Origin of the sequence: Mycobacterium sp. 1165196.3, assembly GCF_001673415.1 — a bacterium.
Classification (GTDB): Bacteria; Actinomycetota; Actinomycetes; order Mycobacteriales; family Mycobacteriaceae; genus Mycobacterium; species Mycobacterium europaeum_A.
In genome coordinates this window covers 1-698 of record NZ_LZLU01000181.1, presented here as the reverse complement: position 1 = coordinate 698, position 698 = coordinate 1, and the positions used below count along the sequence as shown (strand labels likewise).

At 70.2% G+C, this 698-nt stretch carries 1 protein-coding gene; it reads left to right on the top strand.

Annotated features, from left to right (window positions below; translation table 11 throughout):
• Positions 1 to 698: DEAD/DEAH box helicase (locus tag A5659_RS19140; RefSeq protein WP_156749275.1), on the top strand; the 698-nt coding region annotated here is incomplete at both ends.

Genomic DNA, 698 nt, shown 5'->3' with positions numbered 1-698 from the left:
CGCCGCCAGCTGATCAACCGCCCGCCCGACGTGCTGATCACCACGCCCGAGTCGCTGTTCTTGATGCTCACCTCGGCCGCCCGCGAGACGCTGGCCGGCGTCCAGACCGTGATCGTCGACGAGATCCACGCCATCGCCGCCGGCAAGCGCGGCGCGCACCTGGCGGTGTCGCTGGAGCGCCTCCAGGATTTGACACAAGCGCTGCGCGAGGACAAACCCGCCCAGCGCATCGGGTTGTCGGCCACGGTCCGCCCGCCCGAGGAGCTCGCCCGGTTCCTGTCCGGCGCAGGACCGACGACCATCGTGGCCCCGCCGTCGGCCAAGACCGTCGAGCTCAGCGTGCAGGTGCCGGTGCCGGACATGGCCAACCTGGCGAACAACACCATCTGGCCCGACGTGGAGAACCGCCTGGTCGACCTGATCGAATCGCACAATTCGACCATCGTGTTCGCCAACTCGCGGCGACTGGCCGAGCGGCTTACCGCCCGCCTCAACGAGATTCACGCCGAGCGCAGCGGCGTCGAACTCGCCACGGACGCCAACCCGAAGGTGGCCGGGGGCGCCCCGGCGCACATCATGGGCAGCGGCCAGACCTACGGCGCCGACCCGATACTGGCGCGCGCCCACCACGGCTCGGTCAGCAAGGAACAACGCGCCCTGGTCGAGGAGGACCTCAAGCGCGGGCTGCTCAAGGCGGT